Genomic DNA, 389 nt, shown 5'->3' with positions numbered 1-389 from the left:
CCGCTGCCCTGACCGGTTCCAAGCCGGAACAGTATGCCGCCCTGGTCGAGCAGGCCCGGGCCCTGCTGGCCGGTGAGCACGACCGCGTCGCCAACGCCGCCAACCTGTCGGCGCTGGCCTTCCATGCGCTGCCCGACCTGAACTGGCTGGGCTTCTACTTCTACGACGGCCGCGAGCTGGTGGTCGGGCCTTTCCAGGGCAAGCCGGCCTGCGTACGCATCGCGCTCGGCCGCGGCGTCTGCGGCACCGCCGCCGCCACCGGCCGCACCCAGCGCGTCGACGATGTCGATGCCTTTCCCGGGCACATCCCCTGCGACTCGGCCTCTCGCTCCGAGGTGGTGGTGCCGATGTTCAAGGGCGAGCAGCTGGTCGGCGTGCTCGACATCGAC

At 71.2% G+C, this 389-nt stretch carries 1 protein-coding gene; it reads left to right on the top strand.

The window, feature by feature from the left end; translation table 11 throughout:
• A partial coding sequence (locus tag FLQ44_RS22805; RefSeq protein WP_147696175.1) for a free L-methionine (R)-S-oxide reductase MsrC occupies positions 1-389 on the top strand: 389 nt, incomplete at both ends.

Source organism: Vogesella mureinivorans (genome assembly GCF_007644035.1).
GTDB classification, from domain to species: Bacteria; Pseudomonadota; Gammaproteobacteria; order Burkholderiales; family Chromobacteriaceae; genus Vogesella; species Vogesella mureinivorans.
Note: the sequence above shows the minus strand (reverse complement) of the source record. Positions and strands in the feature narration are given on the sequence as shown.